Origin of the sequence: Streptomyces sp. NPDC037389, assembly GCF_040636475.1 — a bacterium.
Taxonomy (GTDB): domain Bacteria; phylum Actinomycetota; class Actinomycetes; order Streptomycetales; family Streptomycetaceae; genus Streptomyces; species Streptomyces hesseae.
In genome coordinates, this window is record NZ_JBEZUS010000011.1 from 124,809 (window position 1) to 144,177 (window position 19,369).

General features: G+C 71.9%; 13 protein-coding genes. 6 read left to right on the plus strand and 7 right to left on the minus strand.

All coding sequences use genetic code 11. The features are described from left to right. Positions 1–18: 18 nt before the first annotated feature. The 3 genes from malQ (at position 19) to AB0E98_RS24510 (ending at position 3,646) form a co-directional block, all read left to right on the plus strand. Positions 19–2,169 carry a 4-alpha-glucanotransferase gene (gene malQ / locus AB0E98_RS24500; RefSeq protein WP_361706243.1) on the plus strand — a complete coding sequence of 717 codons (2,151 nt, stop codon included), beginning with the start codon at positions 19–21 and terminating at the stop codon, positions 2,167–2,169. Between the two features lie 81 nt (positions 2,170–2,250). Continuing rightward, positions 2,251–2,520, plus strand: a complete 270-nt coding sequence (locus tag AB0E98_RS24505; RefSeq protein WP_229357981.1) for a hypothetical protein — start codon at positions 2,251–2,253, stop codon at positions 2,518–2,520. Between the two features lie 160 nt (positions 2,521–2,680). Next, a complete protein-coding gene (locus tag AB0E98_RS24510; protein ID WP_361706246.1) occupies positions 2,681–3,646 on the plus strand; it encodes an acyl-ACP desaturase in 966 nt (321 codons plus the stop codon). A gap of 97 nt (positions 3,647–3,743) precedes the next feature. Here AB0E98_RS24510 and pepN (AB0E98_RS24515) read toward each other — a convergent pair whose 3' ends face one another. The 5 genes from pepN (AB0E98_RS24515) to AB0E98_RS24535 all read right to left on the minus strand — a co-directional run bounded on the left by pepN (AB0E98_RS24515) (position 3,744) and on the right by AB0E98_RS24535 (position 11,796). Beyond that, positions 3,744–6,317 (minus strand): aminopeptidase N, encoded by a 2,574-nt coding sequence (gene pepN / locus AB0E98_RS24515; RefSeq protein ID WP_361706248.1) that lies wholly within the window; start codon positions 6,315–6,317, stop codon positions 3,744–3,746. 139 nt (positions 6,318–6,456) lie between these two features. Beyond that, on the minus strand, positions 6,457–7,485 hold the full coding sequence (locus AB0E98_RS24520) for an aspartate-semialdehyde dehydrogenase (RefSeq protein ID WP_361706250.1): 1,029 nt from the start codon (positions 7,483–7,485) through the stop codon (positions 6,457–6,459). Positions 7,486–7,842: 357 nt separating this feature from the next. Then, positions 7,843–8,091, minus strand: coding sequence for a hypothetical protein (locus tag AB0E98_RS24525; protein WP_361706253.1), 249 nt, complete (start codon positions 8,089–8,091; stop codon positions 7,843–7,845). A 53-nt stretch (positions 8,092–8,144) separates the two neighbouring features. After that, positions 8,145–8,354, minus strand: a complete 210-nt coding sequence (locus AB0E98_RS24530; protein WP_361706254.1) for a toxin-antitoxin system HicB family antitoxin — start codon at positions 8,352–8,354, stop codon at positions 8,145–8,147. 130 nt (positions 8,355–8,484) lie between these two features. Next, positions 8,485–11,796, minus strand: a complete 3,312-nt coding sequence (locus tag AB0E98_RS24535) for a S8 family serine peptidase (RefSeq protein ID WP_361706255.1) — start codon at positions 11,794–11,796, stop codon at positions 8,485–8,487. A 512-nt stretch (positions 11,797–12,308) separates the two neighbouring features. Here AB0E98_RS24535 and AB0E98_RS24540 point away from each other — a divergent pair. Next, on the plus strand, positions 12,309–14,066 hold the full coding sequence (locus AB0E98_RS24540; protein ID WP_361706258.1) for a TIGR03767 family metallophosphoesterase: 1,758 nt from the start codon (positions 12,309–12,311) through the stop codon (positions 14,064–14,066). A gap of 51 nt (positions 14,067–14,117) precedes the next feature. Here the strand turns inward: AB0E98_RS24540 and AB0E98_RS24545 are convergent, their stop codons facing one another. Next, a complete protein-coding gene (locus AB0E98_RS24545; RefSeq protein ID WP_361706260.1) occupies positions 14,118–15,164 on the minus strand; it encodes a hypothetical protein in 1,047 nt (348 codons plus the stop codon). Positions 15,165–15,276: 112 nt separating this feature from the next. Next, positions 15,277–17,880: an aminopeptidase N gene (gene pepN / locus AB0E98_RS24550; RefSeq protein ID WP_361706263.1), complete on the minus strand. Its 2,604-nt coding sequence runs from the start codon at positions 17,878–17,880 to the stop codon at positions 15,277–15,279. Between the two features lie 128 nt (positions 17,881–18,008). On the opposite strand from pepN (AB0E98_RS24550), the gene AB0E98_RS24555 reads away from it, so the two are divergent. Next, the gene (locus tag AB0E98_RS24555; protein ID WP_361706266.1) at positions 18,009–18,650 is read left to right on the plus strand and encodes a DsbA family protein; all 642 of its coding nucleotides are present in this window, start codon (positions 18,009–18,011) and stop codon (positions 18,648–18,650) included. A 68-nt stretch (positions 18,651–18,718) separates the two neighbouring features. Beyond that, the gene (locus AB0E98_RS24560; protein WP_361706268.1) at positions 18,719–19,351 is read left to right on the plus strand and encodes a hypothetical protein; all 633 of its coding nucleotides are present in this window, start codon (positions 18,719–18,721) and stop codon (positions 19,349–19,351) included. Positions 19,352–19,369 lie beyond the last annotated feature (18 nt).

Consider the following 19,369-nt stretch of genomic DNA (forward strand, 5'->3'; position numbering starts at 1 on the left):
GCGACCACGGAGGCCCGGATGGACAGAGCACGCCTCGCCGAGCTGCACGGCGTCGCCACGTCCTACGAGACGGCGCCCGGCAGCGTCGTCCGGGTCCCCGAGGACACCCTCGTCGCCGTCCTCGCCGCGCTGGGCGTCGACGCCTCCACCCCCCGGACCGTCCGGGACGCCCTGGAGGCCCGCGAGCAGGCCGAGCGCGGCAGGCTGCTGCCCCCGGCCGTCGTCCTGCGGGGCCGCGTGGGCTCCCCGCCCCCGCTCCCGCTCCCCGAGGGCACGTCCCTGAGCGTCGAGACGGAGGACGGCACGACGCTCCCCTGGGGCGCGGAATCGGGCGCGGAATCGGGCGCGGGCCCCCTCCCGTACGGCGGGCACGTCCTGCGCGCCCGCACCCCCGACGGACGGTCCGCGAGCGCGCCGCTGATCGTCGCGCCCGAGCGGCTGCCCGGGCCCCCCGGGCGCGGCCACGGCTTCCTGGTCCAGCTCTACTCCCTGCTGTCCGCCCGCTCCTGGGGCATGGGCGACCTGGGCGACCTGGCCGACCTCGCCGCCTGGGCCGGCCGCTCCGCCGGCTCCGACTTCCTCCAGGTCAACCCCCTTCACGCGGCCGTCCCCGGACCGCCCACCGACCCCTCGCCCTACCGCCCCTCCTCCCGCCGCTTCCCCGACCCCGTCCATCTGCGGGTCGAGGAGATCCCCGAGTTCGCCTACCTGACCGGAGCGGCCCGCGAGGAGGCCGGGACGCTGCTCGCCCGCGCCGCCACCCTCCGTGAGGCCGTCCTGCGCCACGACGCGCTGATCGACCGCGACGCCGTCTGGGAGCTCAAGCGCCGGGCGCTGGAGCTGCTGCGGGCCGTCCCCGCGTCCCCCGGCCGCCGGGCCGCCTACGCCGCCTTCCTCGCCGAGGGCGGCCAGGCCCTCGACGACCACTCCACCTGGTGCGCCCTCGCCGAGGCCCACGGCCCCGACTGGCGGTCCTGGCCCGCCGGCCTGCGCGACCCCCGCTCGGCCCGCACCGCCCGCGCCCGCGGCGAGCTGCTGGACCGCGTCGACTTCCACTGCTGGCTCGCCTGGCTCACCGACCGGCAGCTGGCCGCCGCCCAGCGGGCCGCCCGCGACGCCGGCATGCGCGTCGGCCTCGTCCACGACCTGGCCGTCGGCGTCCACCCCTCGGGCGCGGACGCCTGGGCCCAGCAGGACGCCTTCGCCACCGGGATGTCCATCGGCGCGCCCCCCGACGCCTTCAGCCCCCACGGCCAGGACTGGGGCCTGCCGCCCTGGCGCCCCGACGCCCTCGCCGCCACCGGCTACGCCCCCTACCGCGATCTGCTGCGCGGCCTGCTGCGGCACACGGGGGCGCTGCGCATCGACCATGTGATGGGCCTGTTCCGGCTCTGGTGGGTGCCGCAGGGCTACGAGCCCCGGCGCGGCGCCTACGTGCGCTACGACGCCGAGGCGATGCTGGGCGTCCTCGCCCTGGAGGCGCACCGCGCGGGGGCCGCCGTCATCGGTGAGGACCTGGGCACCGTGGAGCCCGGCGTCCGGGAGGCCCTGGCGGAGCGCGGGGTGCTCGGTACGTCGGTGCTTTGGTTCGAGAGAGACTACGAGAACGCCGAGAACGCCGAGAACGCTGAGAACGCCGCCGGGGCCCCTGCGGAGGGCCCTGATCCGCTCCCCCCGGAGCGCTGGCGCGAGGCCTGTCTGGCCACCGCCACCACCCATGACCTGCCCAGCACCGCCGCCCGGCTCACCGGCGACCACGTGGCGCTGCGGCACCGGCTCGGGCTGCTCACCCGGCCGCTCGCCGTCGAGCAGCGCGAGGACGCGGCGGACGTCGCCCGCTGGCTGGCCGTCCTGGGACGGCTGGGCCTGCTGCCGGAGGGGCCCGGCGACGAGGAGGGGGCGGTCCTGGCCGTCCACCGCTTCCTGCTGCGCACCCCCGCCCGCCTGGTCGGCGTCTGGTTGCCGGACGCGGTCGGGGACCGCCGCCCGCAGAACCTGCCGGGCACCTGGGACCAGTACCCGAACTGGCGGCTGCCCGTGGCCGACGCCTCGGGCCGGCCGCTGTCGCTGGAGGAGCTGGTGGCCTCGCCCCGGCTCCAGGCCCTGGTGGACGAGGTGAGGGCCCTGACGGACGGGACACGGGCCCTGACGGAGGGGTACAGGCCCTGACGGGCGGGACAGGGGGCGGTCCGGGCGCCGATAGACCACCCCGGGCGCGCGGCCCCCACGCCGGTCCGATAATTTGAGGTTGTGAGCAATAAGGTCAACAAGAACGCCGTGCGCGCCGGTGCGATCTCCGCCGGCACGCTGCTGATGCTGCTGATGTCGTCCCCCGCCTTCGCGCTCACCCGCGACGACGGTGACGACCCGGGCCCCGGCCTGAGCGTGATCAACACGCTCGGCCTCTACGTGGCCGCACCGATCGTCCTCTTCCTGGTGATCGCGGGCCTGACCATGGTCCTCGCCAGGAACTCCGACAACGCCGCGACCCACACCGTCAACACCCACCACTCGCGCTGACACCAGACCGCGCGCAGCCGAAAGCCGACACCCTCCGGGTGTCGGCTTTTTTGCTGCCCGGATGACTGTAGGGGCCACCGGCTTTGGCGTTCGGGGGACGGTTAACCTACGGTGTCGTAACCTACGCCACCGTAGGTGATGATCGTTCCAGGAGATGCCCGTGACCATCGCCCCCACTTCCCACGGCCAGGCCGTCTGGAGCGACAGCCGCCTGCTGTACGCGCTCGAGGAAGTCGTCGAGACCGAGCTGAACCGCCACCTGAAGGTCGCCAAGGAATGGATGCCGCACGAGTACGTGCCGTGGAGCGACGGGCGGAATTTCGACGGCGTCATGGAGGGCGAGGCCTGGGCGCCCGAGCAGTCCAAGGTCACTGACATAGGGCGCACCGCCCTCATCGTCAACCTGCTGACCGAGGACAATCTCCCCAGCTACCACCACGAGATCGCCCAGCTCTTCGGCCGCGACGGGGCCTGGGGCACGTGGGTCCACCGCTGGACGGCGGAGGAGGGGCGGCACGGCATCGTCATGCGCGACTACCTGCTCACCTCGCGCGCCGTCGACCCGGTGGCGCTGGAGCGGTTCCGGATGCAGCACATGTCGGAGGGCTTCGAGTCCGACAACCGGCACAGCATGCTCCACTCGGTGGCCTACGTCGCCTTCCAGGAGCTGGCCACGCGGATCTCCCACCGCAACACCGGCCACCACTCCGGCGACCCGGTCTGCGACCGCATGCTCTCGCGCATCGCCACCGACGAGAACCTGCACATGGTCTTCTACCGCAACCTGCTCAAGCAGGCCTTCGTGCTGGCGCCCGACCAGACGATGAGCGCCGTGCGCGACGTCGTCACCGGCTTCCGGATGCCGGGCCACGGCATCCCGGGCTTCGAGCGGGCGGCGGCGACGATGGCGATCGGCGGGATCTACAACCTGCGGATCCACCACGACGACGTGCTCCAGCCGGTGCTGCGCTTCCTGAAGGTCCTGGAGATCGACGGCCTGGGCCCGGAGGGGCGGCAGGCCCAGGAGGAGCTGGGCCTGTTCATGGACGACCTGGACACGCAGGCCCGCAAGTTCGACGAGCGCCGCGCGGCCATCATGGCCCGCCGGGCGGCCCGCCAGGGCTAGCCAAAACGCCGGACGGGCCACTGTGCCTTGTCCGCAAACGCCGGACGGGCTGATTCCAGCCCGTCCGGCGTTTGCGGACGACGCGCGTCAGCGCGGATTACGCCGTCGCCGCCGCGTCCGCCGCCTGCGCCTTGAGCGCACGCTCGACCCCGGCACGGGACTCGGTCACCAGCCGCCGCAGGGCGGCGTTCGGCTCGGCCGAGGCCAGCCACGCGTCCGTCGCGTCCAGCGTCTCCTGGGAGACCTGGAGGGCCGGGTACAGCCCGACCGCGATCTGCTGCGCCATCTCGTGGCTGCGCTTGTCCCAGACGGCCTTGACCACCGAGAAGTACCGCTCCGCGTACGACGCGAGGAGCTCGCGCTGGTCGGCCTGCTGGAAGCCGCCGATGACCGACTCCTGGACCGCGTTGGGCAGCTTGTCGGACTCGACGACCGACGCCCAGGCCTCGGCCTTGGCCTCGGCCGTCGGGCGGGCGGCCCGGGCCCACGCGGCGTGCTCCTCGCCCGCCGACGTCCTGTCGCGCTCCAGCTCGGCGGCGATGGCCTTCTCGCCGGCGCGGCCCGTCGCGGCCAGCCGGCCGAGGAGGTCCCAGCGCAGGTCGGTGTCGACGGCCAGGCCCTCGACGGTCTCGGTGCCGTCCAGCAGCCCGGCGAGCAGGTCCAGCTGCGCGTCGGTGCGGGCGGTGGCGGCGAAGGCGCGGGCCCAGGCGAGCTGGTGGTCGCTGCCCGGCGTGGCCGCGCGCAGGTGCGTGAGCGCCGCCTCGGTCCACTTGGCCAGGCCCGTCTCGCGCCAGGCCGGGGACGCGTAGAGCTCCAGGGCGGTCTTGACCTGGCGCTGGAGGGACTGGACCACGCCGATGTCCGACTCCTTGGCGATGCCCGAGAGGACCAGGTCCAGGTAGTCGCGGGTGGCCATCTCGCCGTCGCGGGTCATGTCCCAGGCCGAGGCCCAGCACAGGGCGCGGGGGAGGGACTCGGCGAAGTCGCCCAGGTGCTGGGTGACGGTCGCCAGGGACTCGGCGTCCAGGCGCACCTTGGCGTACGACAGGTCGTCGTCGTTGAGCAGCACGACCGCCGGGCGGGCCTTGCCGACCAGCTGCGGGACGTCGGTCAGGGCGCCGTCGACGTCCAGCTCGACGCGCTCCTGACGGACGAGCTTGCCGTCCTCCAGCGCGTAGAAGCCGATCGCGATGCGGTGCGGGCGCAGCGTGGGCTCGCCCTTGGCGCCGGTGGGCAGGGCCGGGGCCTCCTGGCGGACGGCGAAGGCGGTGATGACACCGGCGGCGTCCGTGGTGATCTCGGGCCGCAGGATGTTGATGCCGGCCGTCTCCAGCCACTTCCTCGACCAGGCCGAGAGGTCGCGGCCGGAGGTCTTCTCCAGGGCGCCCAGCAGGTCGGACAGCCGGGTGTTGCCGTAGGCGTGGGCCTTGAAGTAGGCCTGCACGCCCTGGAAGAAGGCGTCCATGCCGACGTAGGCGACGAGCTGCTTGAGGACGGACGCGCCCTTGGCGTAGGTGATGCCGTCGAAGTTGACCAGGACGTCGTCCAGGTCGCGGATCTCCGCCATGATCGGGTGGGTCGAGGGCAGCTGGTCCTGCCGGTAGGCCCAGGTCTTCATGGAGTTGGCGAACGTGGTCCACGAGTGGGGCCACTTGCTGCCGGGCGCGTAGGCCTGGCAGGCGATGGAGGTGTACGTGGCGAACGACTCGTTCAGCCAGAGGTCGTTCCACCACTCCATGGTGACCAGGTCGCCGAACCACATGTGGGCCAGCTCGTGGAGGATCGTCTCGGCCCGCACCTCGTACGCGGCGTCCGTGACCTTCGAGCGGAAGACGTACTGGTCGCGGATGGTGACCGCGCCCGCGTTCTCCATGGCGCCGGCGTTGAACTCCGGCACGAAGAGCTGGTCGTACTTGGCGAAGGGGTAGGCGTAGTCGAACTTCTCCTGGAACCAGTCGAAGCCCTGCCGTGTCACCTCGAAGATCGCGTCCGCGTCCAGGAACTCGGCGAGCGAGGGGCGGCAGTAGATGCCCAGCGGGACGGTCTGGCCGTCCTTCTCGTAGGTGCTGTGCACCGAGTGGTACGGGCCGGCGATCAGCGCGGTGATGTACGTCGAGATGCGCGGGGTCGGCTCGAAGCGCCAGACGTTGTCCGCGGGGCTCTCGGGGGTGGGGGAGTTCGAGATGACCGTCCAGCCCTCGGGGGCCTTCACGGTGAACCGGAACGTCGCCTTCAGGTCGGGCTGCTCGAAGGAGGCGAAGACCCGGCGGGCGTCCGGCACCTCGAACTGGGTGTACAGATAGGCCTGCTGGTCGACCGGGTCCACGAAGCGGTGGAGGCCCTCGCCGGTGTTGGTGTACGCGCAGTCGGCGACGACCTTCAGCTCGTTGCGCCCGGCGGCGAGGCCCGGCAGTGCGATGCGGCTGTCCTTGAAGACGTCGGCCGCGGCCAGCGCGGTGCCGTTCAGGACGACCTCGTGCACCGTGGGGGCGACCAGGTCGATGAAGGACTCCGCGCCCGCCCCGGCGGAGTCGAAGCGCACGGTCGTCACGGACCGGTAGGTGCCGCCGTCCTGGGCACCGGAGAGGTCGAGCTCGACCTCGTACGAGTCCACGCTGAGCAGCCGCGCCCGCTCCTGTGCCTCTTCGCGGGTCAGATTCGTACCGGGCACCTGGACATCTCCTTCACATCGCGATTTTCCGGCCATCCTTCCACGCCGTGCCCGGGACGTCGCGGTCCGTACGCTGACGGCGGATGAACGAAGGGGCGGGCCGTGACGGCCCGCCCCTTCGTCCCGCGTACGCCCGGCGTCAGCCGCGCAGCTCCTCGGCGACCAGCTCCGCGATCTGGACGGCGTTCAGCGCGGCGCCCTTGCGGAGGTTGTCGTTGGAGAGGAACAGCGCCAGGCCGTGCTCGACGGTCTCGTCGACGCGGATGCGGCCGACGTAGGAGGCGTCCTTGCCGGCCGCCTGGAGCGGGGTCGGGATCTCGGACAGCTCGACGCCCGGGGCGGCCCCCAGCAGCTCGTAGGCGCGCTCGACGCCGATCGGCCGCTCGAAGCGGGCGTTGACCTGGAGGGAGTGGCCGGAGAAGACCGGGACGCGGACGCAGGTGCCGGACACCTTGAGCTCCGGGATGCCCAGGATCTTGCGGGACTCGTGACGGAGCTTCTGCTCCTCGTCGGTCTCGAAGCTGCCGTCGTCGACGATCGCGCCGGCCAGGGGCAGCACGTTGAAGGCGATGGTGCGCTTGTAGACGCCCGGGGCGGGGAAGTCCACGGCCTCGCCGTCGTGGGCTAGCTCGGTCGCCTTGCCGGCGGCCGCGCGCACCTGCCCGTCGAGCTCGGCCACACCGGCCACGCCGGAGCCGGAGACCGCCTGGTAGGTGGTGGCGATCAGGGCGGTCAGCCCCGCCTCCTCGTGCAGCGGCTTGAGGACCGGCATGGCGGCCATCGTGGTGCAGTTCGGGTTGGCGATGATGCCCTTGGGGCGGTTCGCGATCGCCTCCGGGTTGACCTCGGAGACGACCAGCGGCACCTCGGGGTCACGACGCCACGCGGAGGAGTTGTCGATCACGACGGCGCCCTGCGCGGCGACCTTCTCGGCCAGCGCCCTGGAGGTGGCGCCACCGGCGGAGAAGAGCACGATGTCCAGACCGGAGTAGTCGGCCGTGGCCGCGTCCTCGACGGTGATCTCCGTGCCCTCCCAGGGCAGGGTCGTACCGGCGGAGCGGGCCGAGGCGAACAGCCGCAGCGTGTGGACCGGGAATTTACGATCGGCGAGGATCTTGCGCATGACTCCGCCGACCTGGCCGGTCGCTCCGACGATTCCGATCCTCACGAGGACTCCCTACTCGCATTCAGCACGTGCGTTCTACGACGGCTGGCGTGGTTCGTACGGTTCCCATCATGCGGTGCCACCCGCCCCATAAGTCCAATCGATTGTCCGAGGGGCGGGATGATCAGGTGGACCGTGTGATGTGGGACTCGGCCATGACCTCGGTCATGGCCGAGTCCAAAAGGCCCGCGATCTCCAAAGCGGCGGCGCGTGCTTCTTCGTACGTGGCCGCACGGGCGGAATCTCTCTCGAGTTCATCGAGGCGGGCGGCTCGGTCCGGGCAGCGTCGCAACGCCGCCCGGACCGCCGCGCGGAACTCGTCAGGGCACACCGGTGGCCGCCTTCCCATCCTCTGGCCGATCAGAGCTCCAGGACGGATCGCACCATGCGCTCGACGCGCGCCAGTGCGTCCGGGGGAACCTCGCCCAGCAGCTTGCCGGTCTCGAACCGGTGCGCGGCGAACTGGCTGAGGTTCACCGGCACAGCCACCGCCTCCACGGGGTCGGAGATGGGGACGGACATGAGGGTGTCGGGATAGATGCCTGCCGGATGGAGGAGCAGGCACACCGCCGCCTGATAGGTGGCATTGGCCTCATCGATCGAGAGCACCAGGACGGTACACGTGCGGTTGGCCCGTGAGAGTTCCCAGACGGATCCGCGCTTCAAAGGATGTCCTCCGCAGGGTCGGCGTCCTCATCGATGTCAACGAGGAGAACGCCGCCGATGGCCATCTGGGCCTCTGCCGCTTCCTTGATCATCTGACGCTGGAGAGTGCGCACCATGTAGGCGTTGAGGGACAGCCCTGAGTCGGCTGCGGCCTTGCGCACTTCGACGTCGAGCTCATCTGGTATACGCACCGTGAATACGCTCATGCCATCACGATAGTCGTCGGGTCTGGCGATGCACGGGCTTGCGGTCCACGTCACTCGAACGGGGCGGGCGCCCCCGTGGACGCCCGCCCCGTCTGCCATGGATCCCCGAAGGGTATGGATCCCCGAAGGGTTACGGCAGAACCTTCTCGATCTTCACGCTGCCGGTCCCCGCGACCGACCCGGCCGCGTTGACCAGCTGGACGTCGCCGAAGAAGGAGCGGCCCTCGGGAGCCGCGCCGGCGACCACGACCTGGGCCGTGAGCTGGGCGGACCGGCCCGCGTCGAGCTTGACCGGGTCCGCGGTGGTCTTGATCTCGCCCAGGGACGGGGCGAAGTAGACGTCGCGGTAGTCGTAGGCGGTGCTGCCCGCCGGGACGGAGTAGCCGCTGACCTCGACCGTGTACTCGCCGGCGGCGGGCTTGGCCAGGGTGACCAGCTCGTTCGAGCCGCCGCTGGTGGAGGAGCCGACGACCTTGCCGTCCTTGAGGACGGTCAGGTCCAGGTCGGCCTTGGGGTCGGCGGTGCCGCCGATCGCGGCCTCGAAGCGGGTGACGCCCTCGCCGAGGGTGACCGTGGTGGTCTGCTTCTCACCCTGCTTGATCACCGGACGGGTGATCTTCGAGGAGCCCAGCCGGCCGCCCTTGAGGCTGCCGTCCAGGGCCGCGAAGCCGTTGGTGGCCTTCCAGGAGACGGTGACCGGCGTGCCGACCTTGGCCTCGGGGACGGTCTGGACCGCCGGCTCGAAGGTGGTGCCGAGCGCCGAGGCAGTCAGGGTGTAGGGGTTGTCCAGCAGCGGGGAGGTGCGGCGGGACTCGACCTCGATCTCCCAGACGCCGGGCAGCGGGTTGGCGTAGGTCCGCAGGTCCGGGCGGCAGGTGTTGGCCGGGTTCTTGTAGTTCGGGTAGCAGTTGACCGTGGAGGAGGGGTCGACCGGTACGCCGGAGGAGTCGATCGCGATGAACCGGGTCTGGCTGCCGGCGGCCAGGCCGCCCATCGCCACCTCAAGGGTCTTGGCGCCCTTGGGCACGGTCACGAAGTACGACGTGGACGCGTTGCGCGTGGCGGTGGCCGTCTTCTTCACCACGTACGACGGCCGGTCGAGCGGCTCGGCGACCACGACGGTCGTCATGATCTGCTTGTCGACGCCCTCGGTGCGGTCGTCGTTCACGTTGAGGATCGCGCTGTGGATGCCCGCGGTCTTCGCCTTGGCCCGGACCTTGACGGTGACCGGCTTGTTCAGCGGCAGCTTGACCTCGTCGTCACCGACCAGCGAGAACGTGCCGTCGTTGGTCTTCCACTCCAGCTCGTGCCACACGGGCTTGTCCGGGCCGGAGGTACGGGTGACGGTGATGTCGTACGTGCGGCTCTCGCCGGCCTTGAGGCCGCCCTCGCGGTCGTAGAGGCCGGTGCCGAAGCCGGGGGTCTTCAGCGCGCCGGAGAGCACGGTGGAGACGGGGGCCTTGACCGTGTAGTCATGGGCGGTCGCGCCCTCGCGGATCGCCTCCCACGCCTCGACGATGTCGATGAGGCCGGAGCCCTGCTCATAGGCCTGGGCGCCCTTGATCTTCTTCGCGGTGCTGGTGAGCGCCGTGCGCAGATCGGCCGGGGTGAGCTTCGTCTTCTTCTGCTTAGCGGCGGAGATCAGCAGCGCCGAGGCACCCGCGGCCTGCGGGGAGGCCATCGAGGTGCCCTGGAGCATGCCGTAGCCGGGCGGCAGGTCGTAGCCGGACTCGGCGACGGGGGCGCCGGGCTCCCAGGTCGGGGTGGTGTTGATGGAGGCGCCCGGGGCGGTGATCGTCGGGGTGAAGCCGCCGTCCTCGCGCGGGCCGCGCGAGGAGAAGGGCATCATCGCGTACGGGGTCTTCACCTCGGAGCCGTAGTTGGCGGCCCAGGTCTCCTTGGAGACGGACGCGCCGACGCTGATGACCTTGTCGGCCAGACCGGGGTCGCCGATGGTGTTGGCGCCGGGGCCGCTGTTGCCCGCGGAGATCACCAGCTGGACGCCATAGGTGTCGATGAGCCGGGTGTAGAGCTCGGAGCGGGCGTTGTTGCCGTCGTTGAGCGCCGGCAGACCGCCGATCGACATGTTGACGATGTCCACGCCGCGGTTGACGACGAGGTCGATCATGCCCTCGGTGAGCGCCACGTTGGTGCAGCCGCCCGACCAGGTGCAGGCCCGGGAGGAGACGAGCTTGGCGCCGGGCGCCGCGCCGTTCATCTTCCCGCCGAAGAGGCCGTTGGCGGCCGTGATGCCCGCGACGTGGGTGCCGTGCTCGGACTCGATGAGGCCGATGCTGACGAAGTCGGCCTTCTTGCCGGCCCAGTCGCCGCCCTTCGGGTCCATCGGCACGTCCTTGCGGATCTGCACGACGAAGGGGATGCGCTCGGCGATCGGGGTGGCGGGGTCGTCCTTGCCGAAGTACCCGACCTGGAAGCCGTCCTTGTACGGCTTCATCTCCTCGTCGTTCCCGAAGTTGCCGTCGTCGTCGAGGTCGACCCGGACGGTGCCCTTGTCCTTGTCGTAGAGGACCGCCCAGGAGTCGGTGGTGTCGCCGTCCCGGTTGAGGTCGCCCTTCATGTCGCCGCCGGCGGTGACGCTCTCCTTGAAGAGGGCCACCTGGTACGTGCCCGTGCCGGGCGCGGTGTAGGTGCGGCCGCCTACGGAGAAGCTCGGGCCCGAGACGTCCTGGGTCATCGGCAGCCAGGTGCCGTCGGCGTCCGTCAGGGGGTCGGTCGAGGTGACCCAGTCGACGATCTTGCGCTCGCCGGTGCTGGTCCGCTGGAGCGCCGGGTGCCCGAGGTCGATGCCGGAGTCCAGGATGCCGATGGTCACGCCCCGGCCGTCGGCCTTGGGGTGGTCCTTGACGAAGTCGACGGCACCGGTCTCGAAGGCAGGCTGGTACGGGTTCTTCGCCGGGGTGTCCTTGCCGGGGGCCGGGTACTTCTTGCCCCCGGCGAGCTTCGGCGCCCCCTGCGCGACATCGCCGCGCGGGGTGGGGTCCGGGAGGGGGATCTCCTGCTTGAGGTCGATGCCGTGCACCGAGGCCAGCTTCTTGGCCTCGTCGATGGCGGCGTCGGCCTTGGCGGTGGGGACGGTCGCCCGGACGTAGCCGAGCTTGTCGTACGCCTGGCCCACCGAGGCGCCCTTGATCGCGTCCAGCTTCGCGGCGACCTGCCCGGTCTGGCCGGGCGCCGTGGCGATCATCATGGTGACGGTCTTGTCGCCCTCGGCCTTGGCCTTGGCGAGCAGGCCCGCGTCGTGCGAACCGAGCTTGTCCGAAGCGGACTTCGCCGGGCCCGGGGCCGGCTTCGGGTCGTCCGCGAAGGCGGGCGCGGCACCCGCGGCGGTGAGGGCGGCCACGAGGGAGGCCGCGAGGGCTATTCGGGCCGCGCGTCTCGCGCCGCCCGGCGCGATCGGGGCGTCGGGGGTGGGGGTGGTCATGGGCATCCCTGGAATGGAAGTGATGAGGCGACAGCAAAATGAACGGAGAGTGCACAACGCTGGGCACCACGACGCGGCGTCCGAAAATCGGAGCCGGATGAGCGATCACTTTTATGGAAGTGATGCGGGTTTGGGGAGAGTTGCCAGGGCAGGAATATAAAGATGGCGTAAACCCGCCACATGCCATGTGGGATGAAGCGGGACGGAGGGCCATGAAGCGGTCGGCGCCCTTCCTCGACTCGGCGCCTGTAGGACAAACGGACTAAAAGACTGCGGCCAAGGGCGGCTCAAGGGTTCCCACGCGGGTGAACGCTGAGTGAGCGTCAGTACGCCAGGGGACGAGTGGTGTATGTCAGTTCGCAGTAGCCAAGATCCATGCGATGTGACCGGCGGCGACCGTTGCGGCCCTGTTCACGCCCAGGTCATCCGGGCTGCCAACGATCCTTGACGACGGGGACCGCAGCCCGCACGCCAGACCGCTCGCCTTCGCGTTCGCACCCGGGGAGACCGCCATGCACCGCAGATCCCGCAGAACCGCAGAGTCGCAGTTCGACCGCCGTGCCTTCCTGGCCGCCGCGGGCGCCGTCACCACGGCCGCCGGACTGGGGCTGGGGACGGGCGACAGTCACGCGGCGGCCGATCCCCCACCCGAACCGGCCGCCCGGGCGACCGCCACCGCGAGTGCGACCGCCCAGGCCGGCACCCCCACGACGGAGCCCGCCGCCGCCCCCACCGGGGCCGGCACCACGCTGGTCACCGTCGCCGCGCCACGCGGCACCGGCGGCTACCGGCGCCTGGGCGACGGGCCCGGCTGGCCCCGGCAGGTACGGGCCGAGCTGGCCGCACCGCAGGGCGGCCGCGAGGACCGGCGCACCACCCTCGCCTCCTTCGTGCAGTTCACCGACCTGCATCTGACGGACGTACAGCACCCGCTGCGCTACGAGTTCTTCCGCTCCGGCGAGCCCGGCGCCTGGCGTCCGCACGAGGCGCTCACCCTGCCGGGCGTGGTCTCCCTCGTCGAGCGGGTCAACAAGGTGCGCCGGGGCCCGGTGACCGGCACCCCGTTCGCGTTCGTGATCACCACGGGGGACAACGGGGACGAGAACGCCAGGATCGAGGCGGAGTGGTTCCTCACCGCCCTCAGCGGCGGCCGGCTGGACCCCAACACCGGCGACCCCCGGCACTACGAGGGCGTCCAGAACAGCGGCCTCAAGCTCTACTGGCACCCCGAGGGCGACCTGCGCGACCAGGACAAACAGGCCGGCTACCCGAGGATCGACGGCTACCTCGACGCCGTCACCCGACGGGTCACGAGCCCCGGGCTGAACGTCCCCTGGTACTCCACCTTCGGCAACCACGACCTGCTCTCCGGCGGCTGCTACCCGGCGGCTGGCTCCTTCATCGCCGACGTCTGCGTCGGCGACCGCAAGCTCCAGTACGTCCCGCCCGACGAGGCCAAATACCTGATGCAGGGCGAGGCGGGCGGCTCCGACCCCAAGGGCAAGCGCATAGAGGCCATGCTCAAGGCGCACCGGAAGGAGATGCGCAGGATCACCCCCGACCCGCGCCGGGCGCCGCTCACCCCCCGGCAGTACATCGCGGCGCACCTCGACCCCCAGCACGCCGGCCGGGGGCCCGTCGGCCACGGCTACACCAAGGCCAACCTCGACGCCGGCACCCTCTACTACTCCTTCAAGATCTCCGAGAAGGTCATCGGTGTCAGCGTCGACTCCACCGACCCCGGCGGCCACTACCAGGGCTCCCTGGGCACCGACCAACTGAACTGGCTCGACCGGACCCTGACGGAACATCGGGACCAGTACGCGCTGATCTTCAGCCATCACCCGAGCTGGAGCATGACCAACACCGTCCCCGACCCCGGCCGGCCCCGCGACAAACGGCACGGCGGCGACGAGGTGATCGCCCTGCTCCAGCGCCACAACAACGTCCTGGCCTGGATCAACGGCCACAGCCACCGCAATCGCATCCGCCCCCGGGGCACCTTCTGGGAGATCGCGACGGCCTCCCACGTCGACTACCCCCAGCTCGCCCGCATCGTCGAGATCACCGACAACCACGACGGGACGATCTCCCTGTTCACCACGCTCATCGAGTCGGACGCCCCCTACCGCACCGACTTCCAGGACCTCTCGCAATCGGGCCTGGCCTCCCTCTACCGCGAGCTGGCCTTCAACGCCCCCGGCTCGGACACCTCCCTCGCCGGGACGCCCACCGACCGCAACACCGAGCTGGTCCTCTCCACCCGGTGAGCCGCCGCCCCGCCGACCCCGCGGTGACGCGCCGGCCACCGGCCCGGCACGTCACCGCGGCAGCACCACCACGTACGCGGTGGGCCCGTGGTCGGCCGACGCCACCAGGGCGGTGCGCACGACCGCGGCCTGCTGCTCCAGCGCAGCGTCGTCGCGCAGCTTCCTCGGCGTCAGCCGGATCAGCGTGATGCCCAGCCGGTCCAGGTGCTCGCGCTTGCGGGACGGCTCCGACCACGGCACCTCGCCCTCCTGCCGCGGGGCCCGTACGTCGATCTCCAGCGCCACCCCGTGGTCCGGCCAGTAGGCGTCCACGCCCCCCAGGCACGGCCCGCCGGGCAGCCGCAGGTCGACGTTCCACAGCGGGGCCGGCAGCGCGTGCTCGCGCACCATCTCGTACAGCCGGCCCTCCGCGAACGACCGGCCCTCGGCCAGCAGCGCGTCGACGGCGTCCACCACGTGCGGCCGGCTCAGCAGCCGCGCCCGCGACAGCTCCCGGACGAGCGCCGAGGGCTCGCAGTGCCCGCCGCGCACCGCCTCCGCCAGCAGCCGCCGGACGGCCTGCGGGTCGGTCAGCCGCGCCACGGTGTCGGCCACCGCCCGGGCGGCCGGGGCGACGGGCACGCCCGTCAGCAGCTTCGGCCGGGGCACGGTGTGCGCCCGGACCAGCCGGACGAAGCCCGTCGCCCGCAGCCGGCGGGTGCGCGGCACGAGGACGTCGATGTGCTCCAGGGAGAGCAGCGAGGGCACGGAGGTGAAGCGGTGGAGCGCCAGCGCGGCCGGTCCGGTGATCATGGCCTGGCCGTAGGGGGCGGGCGCGGCGTCGCGGTCCGTGGCCGGGCCGGGCTGCCGGGGCACCCGGTCGCGCGGCACGGTGTACATCAGGGCGGCGTGCAGCCGCTCCTCGCTGGTGGCGGGGCCCGTGTGGAGCAGGAAGACCCCCGGCAGCAGCTGCTGCCAGGGGCCGCCGGGGCGGCACCGCTCGGCGGTGACGGACCCGGTGACGCCGTGCTCCCGCAGCTGACGTGTGCTCAGGACGCGGTGGCGGACGTCGGAGAGGTGGTGGAGGGGGCGCGGGGAGAGGGGGGTGTTGGGGTTCATGACCCGGCCATTCCCGCTCCCCGGCCGCCCCCTAACCGCTGTTACCGGCCCGTCGTCACTTCATGACAACGTGCCCGGCGGGCCGGTGGTGTTGGGTCGAAACTGCGTCGGATCAGGCCGTAACCGCGTTCGCGTCGCACTCCTGGGCGCGCAGGGCCCGCGCCAGGTCGTCCCGCGCCTCCAGCACCAGCCGCCGCAGCGCCGGGGCCGCGTCCGGGTGCGCCGTCAGCCAGGCGTCGGTGGCGGCCAGGGTCTCCGGGCGGTCCTGGAGCGCCGGGAACAGCCCGCGCACCACGGCCATGGCGATCTCGATGGACCGCTCCCGCCACACGCGCTCGATCACCTCGAAGTAGCGCGGCGCGAACGGCGCCAGCAGTTCCCGCTGCCCCGGCCGGTCGAAGCCCGAGATGGTGGCCTCGGCCAGGGCGTTGGAGAGCGTGTCGGAGTCCACGACCGCCCGCCACGCCGCCTCCTTGACCTCCGCGGACGGCCGGGAGGCCAGCGCCCGCACCTGGTGGCGCTTGCCGGAGGCGGTGTTGTCCCGGGCCAGCTCGGCCGCGAGCGCGGACTCGTCGGCCGCGCCCCGGGAGGTCAGCGCCGCCTGGAACGTCCAGCGCAGCTCCTGGTCGACGTCCAGCCCGTCGATCCTGGCGGTGCCGTCCAGCAGACCGCGCAGCATCAGCATGTCGCCGTCCTCGGCCGCGTGGGCGGCGAAGAACCGCGCCCAGGCCAGCTGGTGGCCGCTGCCCGGCTCGGCCAGCCGCAGCTCGCGCAGCGCGCTGCCCGCGAGCTCCCGCCCGGCGCCCTCGCGCCGGGCCGGGACCGAGTAGTGGGTGAGCGCCCCGGTGGCCCACGTCTGCACCATCTGGAGCACACCGATGTCGGTCTCGGCGCCCGCGAAGCGCTGGACCAGCTCCAGGTAGTCACGGGCGGGCAGCAGCCCGTCGCGGGTGAGGTTCCACAGCGCCGACCAGCACAGGGCCCGCGCCAGCGGGTCGGTGAGGTCGCCCAGGTGCTCGCGCAGGGTGGCCAGCGAGCCCTCGTCGAAGCGGATCTTGCAGTAGGTGAGGTCGTCGTCGTTGACGAGGATCAGCTCGGGCCGCTCGGCGCCCGCCAGCTCGGTCACGACCGTACGGGGGCCGGTGACGTCGACCTCGGCGCGGGCGTAGCGCAGCAGCGGGCCGCCCGGCTCCTCGCGGCGGTAGAGGCCGACGGCGAGGCGGTGGGGGCGGAGCTCGGGGTGGGAGTCCTTGGCCTCCTGGAGGACTGCCAGCTCGGTGATCCGCCCGGTGGAGTCATGGGTGACCTGCGGGGTCAGAACATTGACGCCGGCCGTCTCCAGCCAGGACCGCGACCAGGCGGCCAGGTCCCGGCCCGAGGTCTCCTCCAGCACCTGGAGGAGGTCGGTCAGACGGGTGTTGCCGTAGGCGTGCCGCTTGAAGTAGCGCCGGGCGCCCTCCAGGAAGGCGTCGCGGCCCACATAGGCGACGAGCTGCTTGAGGACCGAGGCGCCCTTGGCGTAGGTGATCCCGTCGAAGTTGAGCTTGGCGTCCTCCAGGTCGTGGATGTCCGCCGTGACCGGGTGGGTGGAGGGCAGCTGGTCGGCGCGGTAGGCCCAGGCCTTGCGCTGGTTGGCGAAGGACACCCAGCCGTTCTCGAAGCGGGTGGCCTCGACGAGCGAGAAGGAGCCCATGAAGTCGGCGAACGACTCCTTGAGCCACAGGTCGTCCCACCACTCCATGGTGACCAGGTCGCCGAACCACATGTGCGCCATCTCGTGGAGGATGACGTTCGCCCGGCGCTCGTAGGCCGACTGCGTCACCTTGCCCCGGAAGACGAACTCCTCACGGAAGGTCACACAGCCCGGGTTCTCCATCGCGCCGATGTTGTACTCGGGGACGAACGCCTGGTCGTACTTCCCGAAGGGGTACGGGTAGTCGAAGTGGTCGTGGAAGAAGTCCAGGCCCTGCTTGGTGACGGTGAAGATCTCGTCGGGGTCGAAGTGCGGGGCGAGCCCCTTGCGGCACAGCGCGCCCAGCGGGATGTCGAGGACGGTCCCGTCGGCGAGGGTGCGGCTGTAGTGGTCGCGGACGACGTGGTACGGGCCGGCGACGACGGCCGTGATGTAGGTGGAGATCGGCTCCGTGGGGACGAACCGCCAGGTGGCCGAGGAGTCGTCCACGCGCTCGGCCTCGCCGTCCTGCGCGCCGTTGCTCAGCACGGTCCAGCCTGCGGGCGCGGTCACCGAGAAGGTGAAGGGTGCCTTGAGGTCGGGCTGCTCGAAGTTCGCGAAGACCCGGCGGGCGTCGGCGGGCTCGTACTGGGTGTAGAGGTAGACCTCGCCGTCCTCGGGGTCGACGAAGCGGTGCAGCCCCTCACCGGTCCGGCTGTACGCGCAGAGCGCGTCCACGACCAGCACGTTCTCCTCGGCCAGGTCCGTGAGCTCGACGCGGGCGCCGTCGAAGACCTCCTTGGGGTCCAGCTCCCGGCCGTTGAGGGTGACGGCGGTCACCGCGGGCGCGACCAGGTCCGCGAAGCTCGCGGCGCCCGGCTCGGCGCAGCGGAAGCGGATCGTGGCGACGGAGCGGAAGGTCCGCGGCTCGCCGCCGCCCGGGCCGGTCGCGGAGCGCAGGTCCAGCGCCACGTCATAGGCGTCCACGGTCAGCAGCCGGGCGCGGACGCGGGCTTCCTCACGGGTCAGGTTCTCACCGGGCACGACGCGGCTCCCTCGGCTTTGTCTCGTCACTCGTCCCATTTATCGAACACCAGGAATCATGGCACGCGGCTCCTTGTTGAATCACTGACCAACCGGCTGCCGACCAACCGGCTTCAGAGGAGACCCGCGTGACTGTGGAGAGAGTGACCGCCGACTTCTGGTTCGACCCCATCTGCCCGTGGGCCTGGATGACCTCGCGATGGATGCTCGAGGTGGAGAAGGTCCGGCCCGTGGACGTGCGCTGGCACGTGATGAGCCTGGGCGTGCTCAACGAGGACAGGCTGGACGAGCTCCCGGAGGAGTTCCGCGACGCGATGCGCCCCGGCGGCTGGGCCTGGGCGCCCGTGCGGGTGTGCGTCGCTGCCGAGCAGCAGTTCGGCCCCGAGGCCGTGGGCCGCCTCTACACCGCGCTGGGCACCCGCTTCCACAACCAGGACCAGCCGCGCACGCGCGAGACGATAGTCGCCGCCCTGGAGGACGCGGGCCTGCCCGCCACGCTCGCGGACGCGGCGGACACGGACGAGTACGACAAGCTGCTGCGCGCCTCCCACAAGGAGGGCATCGACAAGGTCGGCCAGGACGTCGGCACGCCGATCATCTCCGTACCCGGCCCGGACGGCGCCGAGGTCGCCTTCTTCGGCCCGGTCGTGACGCCCGCGCCGAAGGGCGAGGCGGCGGCGAAGCTCTGGGACGGCACGCTCCTGGTGGCGTCGACACCGGGCTTCTACGAGATCAAGCGGACCCGGACGGTCGGCCCGATCTTCGACTGACGGACCGGCGGGGCGGGCCGGGGGCTGATCAACGCGCACCCCGGCCCAGGCTCCATTAATGTCCCCCTATGGGCCAGACCGACCTCACCCGGCCCCTCGGCCGCACCGGCGGCTGGGCCGACCCCGAGCCCCCCTGCGGCAACGCCGCCCACGCCACGCTGTCCGTACGCCCCTACGACCTGCTCACCCTGCTGGCGTGCCACGCCCTCGCCGCCCTGTGGCGGCTGCTGGGCCTGCGCAACGCGGCGGGCATGCTGCGCCACTACCTCCGCGGCACCGGCGCCCCGCACCGCGTCGACGCCGAGCGGCTGCTCGCCCTGCCCGCCGTGCGGGCCGCGACGGAGGCCCAGCTGACGCGGTGGCGCGCCGAGGCCCTGAAGCGCTGGGCGGCGTCGGGGGACCGCGCCCCCGCCGCCTACCCGGCCGACAGCGGCTGGCGCGATGTACTGATCACCCGCGGCGTCAGCCCCGACTGGTGGCTGGCGCTGCGATACGTGGAATTCCGGCTGACGGGCACGGTCCGGGTCGCCGTGGACGGCACCACCGTCGTGGACTACCGCTGCGCCGTGCACAAGGCGTGGAACTTCGACCGCGGGGGACGGGAGCTGGGCGTACCCTTCACTCCGTTCGCCCGGTTGCACGAGACAGGCCTGGCGAAGGAGTTCGCCGTGACCGGCGAGGCGTTCGGGCACCACGCCTGAACAATGGGGAGAGGCCCC

Bases quoted from the DNA above. Each gene is read 5' to 3' on its own strand.
- malQ (WP_361706243.1), top strand. From the start codon at position 19: ATGGACAGAGCACGCCTCGCCGAGCTGCACGGCGTCGCCACGTCCTAC.
- AB0E98_RS24530 (WP_361706254.1), bottom strand. From the start codon at position 8,354: ATGAGCGTATTCACGGTGCGTATACCAGATGAGCTCGACGTCGAAGTG.
- AB0E98_RS24535 (WP_361706255.1), bottom strand. From the start codon at position 11,796: ATGACCACCCCCACCCCCGACGCCCCGATCGCGCCGGGCGGCGCGAGA.
- AB0E98_RS24540 (WP_361706258.1), top strand. From the start codon at position 12,309: ATGCACCGCAGATCCCGCAGAACCGCAGAGTCGCAGTTCGACCGCCGT.
- AB0E98_RS24545 (WP_361706260.1), bottom strand. From the start codon at position 15,164: ATGAACCCCAACACCCCCCTCTCCCCGCGCCCCCTCCACCACCTCTCC.
- AB0E98_RS24560 (WP_361706268.1), top strand. From the start codon at position 18,719: ATGGGCCAGACCGACCTCACCCGGCCCCTCGGCCGCACCGGCGGCTGG.